Below are 8,620 nucleotides of genomic sequence, written 5' to 3'. Positions count from 1 at the left end.
CGGCCTGGCTCGGCGACGTGCGTCAGCCGTTTGCGGTGCCGCCGCCGGCCGTGACGACGGCTGCGATCGACGCACGGGCCGACCTGGCGGTGGCCGCCGCGGCGGCGGCCGCACCGGCCAACGACGGTATCGCGCCGACGCTCGACGAGGCGCCGACGCTGGAGGATGCGCAGGCGCTGGCGAACGCGGGCGCGTTCGACGAGGCCGAGCGCGTGCTCGCGCAGTTCTCAGCGCGCGTTGGCCCGCATGCCGATGCGTTCTACCTGAACGGACTGATCGCGGATGCGCGCGGGCGCGCCGCGGAAGCGAGCGACTTCTACCGCAAGGCGCTGTACCTGCGCCCCACGCATCACGAGGCGCTGACGCATCTCGCGACGCTGCTCGACGTCGGCGGCGATCGTGCGGGCGCGCAATGGCTGCTCGAACGCGCCCGGCGTTCGGCCGGCTGACACGACGACGGGAATGGGACCGACACCGCGATGACCAGAGGAACGCTTGACGTCCTCCACCGCCTAAAGGCGGAGGATTCCCACACCTGGCGATGCACGTCCGCATCGGAGAATGTTCAGCGCAGCGTTGATATCACGATCATGCTCGACACCACAGTCACTGCAGGCCCATTCTCTTATTCTCAGTCCCGCGATACCTTTCGGCCGCGTCGTGCTGTCTTTCGATCCGCACGACGAACAGGACTGGGTCGAACCGCTTTCGTCGACTTCCTCGAACGTGGCCCCGTGCGCGATCGCTTTGTAGCGAAGCTTGTGTCGGAAGGACGACCAGGATGCGTCGTAGACGCTCTTCGCCATCCTGGTTCTGGCGAGTTTTGCGGCCGACACGTTGCCGACCGCGATGTAATCGAAGCGCCGCACCAGATCGTCCTTCCCGCCATCAATGGCGGAGTTTCTCGGAGAAAATTCTGATGAACCGCGCCGCCACTGACGACGCGACGCTCGACGTCGACGATTGCTGGAACCGGATCGGCACGCGCGGCGACCGCTCGTGCGAGCGGTTGAACGACTGCCTGCGCTGCCTGAACTGCCCGGTCTACGCGTCGAACGCGGCCAAGCTGCTCGAGCGTCCGCTCGACGTGGCCGAGATGACCGACGTCACGCGCCGGATGAGCGCGTTCGGCACGGCACACGCGAGCGACGACGACGGCGTGGCGCGCCATGCGGCGCTCGCGTTCCGGGTGGCCGACGAATGGCTCGCGCTGCCGATCGGCGTGCTGCGCGAGATCGCCGGCACGCGCCCGATCCATTCGCTGCCGCATCGCCGCAATTCGGCCGTGCGCGGCGTGGTGAACATCCGCGGCACGCTGCGCATCGCGATCTCGATCGGCGCGCTGCTCGGCCTCGATGCCGGCAAGGCCGGCAGCGGCAGCGACGACGGCCGTTTCACGCGGCTGCTGGTGGCTGCGCACCAGGGCGAACCGGTCGTATTCCCGGTGGACGAAGTCGAGGGCGTGCTGCGCTTCGGCGCCTCCGACTGGGTGCCGGTACCGGCGACGGTCGGGCGCGCGAGCGCCGGCCTGTCGCGCGGCGTGCTGTCGTGGCGTGGCAAGTCGGTGGGGCTGCTCGACGACGATCGTCTGTTCGACGCCGTGACAAGGAGCATGCGATGAGCGGCGATGACGACCTGAGCCACCTGTCGCTGCTCGAACTGTATCGCGAGGAGACGCGCACGCAGACCCAGGCGCTGTCGGAGCGGCTGCTCGCGCTCGAATCGGGCGAGCCCGATGCCGTCGCGCTCGAAGCGTGCATGCGCGCCGCGCACTCGCTGAAGGGCGCCGCGCGTATCGTCGGCGTGCCGCTCGGCGTCGAGATCGCCGGGCGGATGGAAGAATGCTTCGTCGCCGCGCAGGCCGGCACGATCGCGCTGACGGCCACGCACGTCGACGTGCTGCTGGCCGGCGTCGATTTGCTGGTGCGGGTCGGCGATCCGCAGGGGCAACCCGTGTCGCAGACCGAGATCGACGTGTTCGCGGCGGCGCTGACGGGCGCCGACGGCGCGCAGACGATACAGGCGCCGGCCGCCGCGCCACCGCCCGTGCCGCCGTCGTTCGCGCCGTATCGCGATCACGACGGCGCCGCGAACGAGCCGGTCGGGGCCAGTGCCGCGGTGCCGCCGCTCGCCGTGTCGGGCGCGGTGCCCCATCCGGCCCAGGCCGGCCGCGTGTCGGGCGCCGGCGCGATGCGCCGCGTGCGCGCCGATACGCTGAACCGGCTGCTGAGCCTGTCCGGCGAATCGCTGGTCGAATCGCGCTGGCTCAAGCCGTTCGCCGAATCGATGCTGCGCGTGAAGCGCGCGCAGCGCGACGCAGCCCGTTCGCTCGACCTGATGGTCGAGCAGTTCGCCGACGATCTCGACGCCGGCATGCTCGCGTCGATGAACGAAGTGCGGCACATGCTCAACGACCTGCAACGCTCGCTCGCCGAGCGCATGGACGAATTCGACCGCTTCGAGCGGCGCAGCACGCATATCGCCGAGCAGTTGTACGACGAGGCGCTGCAATGCCGGATGCGGCCGTTCGGCGATGCGACGCGCGCGTATCCGCGCATCGTCCGCGATCTCGCGCGCTCGCTCGGCAAGCAGGTGCGTTTCTCGATCGTCGGTGAAGGCACGCAGGTCGATCGCGACATCCTCGACCTGCTCGACGCGCCGCTCGGCCACCTGCTGCGCAACGCGATCGACCACGGCGTCGATTCGCCCGACGCGCGCCACGCGCGCGGCAAGCCGGCCGAGGCGAGCGTCACGCTCGAGGCGCGCCACAGCGCCGGCTCGCTGCTCGTCAGCGTGATCGACGACGGGCCGGGGGTCGACATGGACGCGCTGCGCGCGGCCGTCGTGCGCCAGCGCCTGACCGACGACGAGACGGCCGCGCGGTTGTCCGATCCGGAATTGCTCGAATTCCTGTTGCTGCCGGGCTTCTCGATGCGCGATGCGGTGACCGACGTATCGGGCCGCGGCGTCGGTCTCGACGCGGTGCAGGAGATGGTGCGCGGCGTGCGTGGCGCGGTGCGGATCTTCAACGAGCCGGGGGCCGGCATGCGCTTCGTGCTGCAGTTGCCGCTCACGCTGTCGGTGATCCGCAGCCTGCTCGTCGAAGTCGGCGGCGAACCCTATGCATTCCCGCTCGCGCACGTGCGCCGCACGCTCGAACTCGCGCACGACGACATCGACGTGCTCGAAGGGCAGCCGCATTTTCCGTTCGACGGCCGGCGCGTGGGCCTCGTCGCCGCGCACCAGCTGCTCGATGCGGGCGAACCGGACGTGGCGCGCGCGAGCACGGCGGTCGTGGTCGTCGGCGGCGAGCCGGAGTTGTACGGCGTCGCGGTCGACCGTTTCCTCGGTGAGCGGATGCTCGTCGTGCAGCCGCTCGACAGCCGCCTGCACAAGATCCAGAACATCGCGGCCGGCGCGTTGCTCGAGAACGGCGACCCGGTGCTGATCGTCGACGTCGAGGACCTGATCCGCTCGGTCGACAAGCTCGTGCGCGGCGGCCAGCTCGCGCGGCTCACGCGCGATCCGCAGCTCGCGCTCGCCGACCGGCGCCGCCGCGTGCTCGTCGTCGACGATTCGCTGACGGTGCGCGAGCTCGAACGCAAGCTGCTGGAAAAGCGCGGCTACGACGTGACGGTCGCGGTCGACGGGATGGAAGGGTGGAACGCGGTGCGCAGCGATGCGTTCGATCTCGTCGTGACCGACGTCGACATGCCGCGCATGGACGGCATCGAACTCGTCACGCTGATCAAGGGCGACCCGATGCTCAAGCGCGTGCCGGTGATGATCGTGTCGTACAAGGATCGTGACGAGGATCGCCGCCGCGGGCTCGACGCCGGCGCCGATTACTACCTCGCGAAGAGCAGCTTCCACGACGAGGCGTTGCTCGATGCCGTGCACGACCTGATCGGAGATGCGCGCGGATGAACATCGGTATCGTCAATGATCTGCCGCTGGCCGTGGAGGCACTGCGCCGCGTGATCGCGCTGCGCGCGGATCATCGCGTGCTGTGGGTCGCGACCGATGGCGACGAGGCGGTGGATTTCTGCGTCGCGCATCCGCCCGACGTCGTGCTGATGGACCTCGTGATGCCGAAGGTCGATGGCGTCGCCGCGACGCGCCGGATCATGGCACGCGCGCCGTGCGCGATCCTGATCGTGACGGCGAGCGTCAGCGCGAACACGTCGTCGGTGTACGAGGCGATGGGCGCCGGCGCGCTCGACGCGGTCGACACGCCGACGCTCGCGCTCGGGCTGTCGACCGACGCATCGCCGCAGGCGCTGCTCGCGAAGATCGACCAGATCGGCCGGCTGCTCGAAAGCCGCACCACGGCGCTTGTGCCACCGGGGCCGGCCCCCACGCGCGGACAGCCGACGCTCGTCGCGATCGGTGCGTCGGCGGGCGGCCCGACCGCGCTCACCGCGCTGCTGCGCGCGCTGCCGGCCGATTTTCCGGCGGCGATCGTGATCGTCCAGCACGTCGACCAGGCATTCGCGTACGGCATGGCCGAATGGCTCGACGGCTATACGCGGCTGCCGGTGCGCGTCGCGCGGCAGGGCAGCGTGCCCGAGGCCGGTGCGGTGCTGCTCGCGGCGACCAACGACCATCTGATGCTGTCGCCGCGCGGCGTGCTCGGCTATACGCGGCATCCGGCCGAAACGCCGTACCGGCCGTCGATCGACGTGTTCTTCAACAGCGTCGCGGACGGCTGGCAGGGCGATGCGCTCGGCGTGCTGCTGACCGGCATGGGACGCGACGGCGCGCTCGGCCTGAAGGCGATGCGGGCGAAGGGCTGCTACACGATCGCGCAGGACCAGGCGACCAGCGCCGTGTACGGGATGCCGAAGGCCGCGGCGGCGATCGGCGCGGCGTCGGCGATCCTGCCGCTCGACCAGATCGCGCCCCAGTTGATCGCGCGGATCGCACTGACATCGCGCGACTGACCGTGCATCGGGCAGACGCCGTCGTTTCGGGGTGTGCCGGCGGCTGCATTGCGTGCGTGGCGAGGCGTCGCGTACAATTGCGGCCTGCGGAGATGGCATGCCTCCCTGCGGTCGTTCCGGCGCATGGCGCGCGCGGTGCGGCCCTCAACCGCCGGTTTGCCCGGCTGATGATGCCTGCGTGTTCCTGGGTCGTCAGGAGGTCGCAGGCCGTCCACGCGGTATTCTGCCGCCCAGGTTTTGATATCCCGTCGAATCTGGAAATCATGTTTTTCACCACTTCTGCCGATCTTTTCGCGACCGTGCGCTACGTGTGCCGCTGGCTCGCGCTTTCAGCCTTGCTCGGCGCGCTCGCCGGCACGGCTTCCGCGCTGTTCCTGATCGCGCTGGACTGGGCGACCGGCACGCGGGTCGCGCATCCGTGGCTGCTGTGGGGGCTGCCGGCCGCCGGTTTCGCCACCGGCTGGGTCTACCATCGGTTCGGCCAGTCGGTCGCGCGCGGCAACAACCTGCTGATCGACGAGATTCACGACCCGAAGGCACTCGTGCCGAAGCGGATGGCGCCGCTCGTGCTCGTCGCGACCGTCGTCACGCACCTGTTCGGCGGCTCGGCCGGCCGCGAGGGCACGGCCGTGCAGATGGGCGGCGCGCTCGCCGATCGCATCACGCACGTGCTCCGGCTCGATCGCGAGCATCGCCGCGTGCTGTTGATGGGCGGCATCGCGGCCGGCTTCGCGTCGGTGTTCGGCACGCCGCTCGCGGGTGCCGTGTTCGGGCTCGAGGTGCTCGCGATCGGACGCCTGCGGTACGACGCGCTGCTGACCTGCGTTGCATCGGCGATCGTCGCGGACGTCGTGTGCCGCGCGTGGGGCGTTCATCACACGGCCTATGCGATTCCGTTCGTGCCGGCCGTATCGGCGACGGGGCTCGCCGTGACGGTCGTTGCCGGCATCGCGTTCGGCGTGGTCGGGCGGTTGTTCGCGTTCGCGACGCATGCGCTGACCGCGTGGTTTCGCCGCGTGATCCGCCATGCGCCGCTGCAGCCGGTGCTCGGCGGCCTGCTGGTCGCGGTGGCCGCGACCGTGCTGAACGTGCCGCAGTACCTCGGCCTCGGCATCCCGACGATCGAGGCCGCGTTTCACGGCCCGCTGCCGCTTTACGATTTCGCGGGCAAGTTCGCGTTCACCGTCGTCACGCTCGCGTCGGGGTTCAAGGGCGGCGAAGTGACGCCGCTGTTCTACATCGGCGCGACGCTCGGCAATGCACTGGGCCAGGTGCTCGCGCTGCCGGTGCCCGTGCTCGCGGGGCTCGGCTTCGTCGCGGTGTTCGCGGGCGCGGCGAACACGCCGATCGCGTCGACGATCATGGCGATCGAACTGTTCGGCGCGGATATCGGCGTGTATGCGATCGTCGCGTGCGTCGTCGCGTATCTGTTTTCCGGGCACGCGGGGATTTATCGCGCGCAGCGCGTGGCGGTGGGGAAGGGGGCGCAGGGAGAGGCGGAGTGAGGTAGGGCGTGCGGCCGCGGATGATGTCGCTCGACCGCGGCGGTTCCATGCGATACCCAGGATGCAAAACGACTGACGGACATCCCATGACACTGGACGATTTCCTGACCGAAGCAAAACGGCTTGCGAGGCCGAGCCGTCAGTACCGCTTCGCGGACGACGGCGAACCCGTCACCGGCTACTGGCATGGGGTTGATGCCGGCGCGTTGTGTATCTCCGTCGAGCGCGACGGCGTCTGGCTGAACGTGTGTCTCGACGAAAGCGGCACGTCGGGCCGCGTGGAGACTGCCACGCAACCCGTCCGTTCCGACCGCCCGCTGTGCCGATCCGATGCGATGTCGCTTCCGTCCGTCGACGCGGTGTTCCGCTTCGGCTCCGCCGCGATCGGCGCGTACCTCGACGCACACGGCTGGCAGCGCGACTGGGGATTCAACGGCAACTTCAAGGGCGCGGCCGCGCACGACTACGAGCGCGAATGGATGGCGCAATGCCCGCTCTACACGGGCGGCGTGGTGGCCGTCGCGGGCGGATGGAACATGCCGTGGCCCGAGGACGACGAACTCGACGATCGCGAGCTCGTCCTCTGGACATTCGAGGCATCGGAACCGTGGGTCGAGGTGTTTTCGGACGGTAGCCGTTACTCAGTGATCCAGCGGATCACCTAGCACGCGCTTAATCAGCCTTTACTGCTTCGGCAGCCGCGCGACGTTGCGCGCCAGCAGTTCTTCGATATCGATGCCTTTTTCCGCCAGCAGCGCGGTGACGACACCGTTCAATTCGCCGAGCGTTTCCTTGACCGATTCGCGAATCGTGTCCACGACGACCTGCGTGCTGCGCTCGATCTCGATGTTGACCTTGTCGTCGACGCCCTTCGCATCGAACGTGGTCGCGCGGCGCGTTTCGGGAATCAGCCAGACGTCGAACCAGCCTTCGTCGCGATTGACGTCCGACACGGTCAGGCTGCAACCGTTGATCGCGATGTAGCCTTTCGCGAATACATAGCGCTTGAACTCGGCCGGCACGCCGATGCGGATCATCCGGTTGTGCTCGGACGACGCGATGTGCGCGATGGTCCCCGTGAAATCGACGTGACCGGACAGCGGATGCCCGCCGATCTCCGCGCCGTCCTTCGCGGCCCGCTCGACGTTGACCCGCGCGCCGGTCGCGAGGTCGGCCAGCGTCGTGATCCGCAGGCTCGGCAGCATCACGTCGAAGTCGATCAGCACCGGTGAATGGATGGTCGTCACGGTCAGGCACACGCCGTCGACCGACACGCTCGCGCCGATCTCGATATCGTCGGTGAACCGCTCGGGGAATGCGATGCTGAACGTTCTCAGCTCGCCGTGATCCTTGATGGCGTCGATGGTGCCAACACCCTGAACAATGCCTGTAAACATGATCTGCCTTTCGTCGCGAATTGCCTGGCCGACATGATAAGTGATCCGCGGGAGAGGCGCGTGACGATGGCAGGCTGGCGGCGGTAGGCCGCTTTCGTGAAAGCCCCGGCCGTGGGCAGGACCACTGCGCACAAGATCGATCGTCACGAGTCGGCCGCTTACGCCTGCCCCGGGCTTTCGCATGTCACCGGGGCCGGTATCTGATAAATGACCGACACGAATTTCGAGGTCTCGCTATGGCCCGTTACAGTGCCGCCGAGGGACTCGGCGATACGTCGGCTCGGATGGTTCTCTTCGGCGACGGGATAGTTGAAGCGCTGAACGTTGAGCGTCGAGCACGCCCATTCCACGACGAGCCTGACCGCCTCTCGTCCGATCCCTTCGCGATGCCGATCTTCGCGGATCCAGACGCCCAATTCCGGGATGGCCTGCTTGACGTGATGAACCCCCACCAGGCCGAGGAAGGATCCACCGTCGCGTTGTCGAATCACGAACACGTAGTCCGTGCCGTCGGTTTGTGCGTGCAGCCACGTCTGCCAGATGCGATCGAAACTTTCCCTGTTGGCCGGAGGGTCCCAGCCCATATAGCGAGTCAGCGACGGCGTAATGCATGCAAGCGTCGCATCCGCGTCTTTCGCCGAGAATGGTGTGAGCCAAAGGCGATTCGATTCGATACGGGTTTCGTCCGGTTGCAGCATCATTTCCTCGTCGTGCATCGACCACGCCAATCGGATCGCCGGCATGACCCGGCGATTGAAGCCATGTCGCCGGGTCA

At 68.4% G+C, this 8,620-nt stretch carries 7 protein-coding genes, 2 pseudogenes and 1 riboswitch; of the genes and pseudogenes, 6 read left to right on the top strand and 3 right to left on the bottom strand.

The window, feature by feature from the left end:
- Positions 1-449 (top strand): annotated as a pseudogene (locus tag JMF86_RS23625) (MCP methyltransferase); the annotation flags it as partial.
- A 63-nt stretch (positions 450-512) separates the two neighbouring features.
- Here the strand turns inward: JMF86_RS23625 and JMF86_RS23620 are convergent.
- A pseudogene (locus JMF86_RS23620) lies at positions 513-875 on the bottom strand (RNA-guided endonuclease InsQ/TnpB family protein); the annotation flags it as partial.
- Between the two features lie 44 nt (positions 876-919).
- On the opposite strand from JMF86_RS23620, the gene JMF86_RS23615 reads away from it, so the two are divergent.
- The 5 genes from JMF86_RS23615 to JMF86_RS23595 all read left to right on the top strand — a co-directional run bounded on the left by JMF86_RS23615 (position 920) and on the right by JMF86_RS23595 (position 7,113).
- A complete protein-coding gene (locus tag JMF86_RS23615) occupies positions 920-1,621 on the top strand; it encodes a chemotaxis protein CheW (protein WP_011548225.1) in 702 nt (233 codons plus the stop codon).
- A complete protein-coding gene (locus JMF86_RS23610; protein WP_011548224.1) occupies positions 1,618-3,927 on the top strand; it encodes a hybrid sensor histidine kinase/response regulator in 2,310 nt (769 codons plus the stop codon). The genes JMF86_RS23615 and JMF86_RS23610 overlap by 4 nt, the downstream gene beginning before the upstream one ends.
- Positions 3,924-4,943: a chemotaxis response regulator protein-glutamate methylesterase gene (locus JMF86_RS23605; RefSeq protein WP_006479514.1), complete on the top strand. Its 1,020-nt coding sequence runs from the start codon at positions 3,924-3,926 to the stop codon at positions 4,941-4,943. Before JMF86_RS23610 ends, JMF86_RS23605 begins: the two co-directional genes overlap by 4 nt.
- Positions 4,944-5,022: 79 nt before the next feature.
- Positions 5,023-5,127, top strand: a riboswitch (Fluoride riboswitch).
- A gap of 79 nt (positions 5,128-5,206) precedes the next feature.
- Positions 5,207-6,448: a voltage-gated chloride channel family protein gene (locus JMF86_RS23600; protein WP_011548223.1), complete on the top strand. Its 1,242-nt coding sequence runs from the start codon at positions 5,207-5,209 to the stop codon at positions 6,446-6,448.
- Positions 6,449-6,534: 86 nt separating this feature from the next.
- Positions 6,535-7,113, top strand: a complete 579-nt coding sequence (locus JMF86_RS23595; RefSeq protein WP_012338504.1) for a hypothetical protein — start codon at positions 6,535-6,537, stop codon at positions 7,111-7,113.
- An 18-nt stretch (positions 7,114-7,131) separates the two neighbouring features.
- Here JMF86_RS23595 and JMF86_RS23590 read toward each other — a convergent pair whose 3' ends face one another.
- Both JMF86_RS23590 and JMF86_RS23585 read right to left on the bottom strand, forming a co-directional pair.
- Complete coding sequence (locus tag JMF86_RS23590) at positions 7,132-7,845, bottom strand: riboflavin synthase (RefSeq protein ID WP_011548221.1); 714 nt, start codon at positions 7,843-7,845, stop codon at positions 7,132-7,134.
- A gap of 158 nt (positions 7,846-8,003) precedes the next feature.
- The gene (locus JMF86_RS23585) at positions 8,004-8,561 is read right to left on the bottom strand and encodes a GNAT family N-acetyltransferase (RefSeq protein ID WP_226292293.1); all 558 of its coding nucleotides are present in this window, start codon (positions 8,559-8,561) and stop codon (positions 8,004-8,006) included.
- Between the last annotated feature and the right edge of the window lie 59 nt (positions 8,562-8,620).

This window comes from Burkholderia sp. E168m15, from assembly GCF_016586105.1.
Taxonomy (GTDB): Bacteria; Pseudomonadota; Gammaproteobacteria; order Burkholderiales; family Burkholderiaceae; genus Burkholderia; species Burkholderia orbicola.
The sequence above is the reverse complement of the archived record's forward strand: the minus strand, read 5'-3'. Positions and strand labels throughout refer to the sequence as shown.

What these genes read in the sequence shown, in the direction of transcription:
- JMF86_RS23605 (WP_006479514.1), top strand. Translation starts at nt 3,924, where the DNA reads ATGAACATCGGTATCGTCAATGATCTGCCGCTGGCCGTGGAGGCACTG.
- JMF86_RS23600 (WP_011548223.1), top strand. Translation starts at nt 5,207, where the DNA reads ATGTTTTTCACCACTTCTGCCGATCTTTTCGCGACCGTGCGCTACGTG.
- JMF86_RS23585 (WP_226292293.1), bottom strand. Translation starts at nt 8,561, where the DNA reads ATGCACGACGAGGAAATGATGCTGCAACCGGACGAAACCCGTATCGAA.
- JMF86_RS23610 (WP_011548224.1), top strand. Translation starts at nt 1,618, where the DNA reads ATGAGCGGCGATGACGACCTGAGCCACCTGTCGCTGCTCGAACTGTAT.
- JMF86_RS23590 (WP_011548221.1), bottom strand. Translation starts at nt 7,845, where the DNA reads ATGTTTACAGGCATTGTTCAGGGTGTTGGCACCATCGACGCCATCAAG.
- JMF86_RS23595 (WP_012338504.1), top strand. Translation starts at nt 6,535, where the DNA reads ATGACACTGGACGATTTCCTGACCGAAGCAAAACGGCTTGCGAGGCCG.
- JMF86_RS23615 (WP_011548225.1), top strand. Translation starts at nt 920, where the DNA reads ATGAACCGCGCCGCCACTGACGACGCGACGCTCGACGTCGACGATTGC.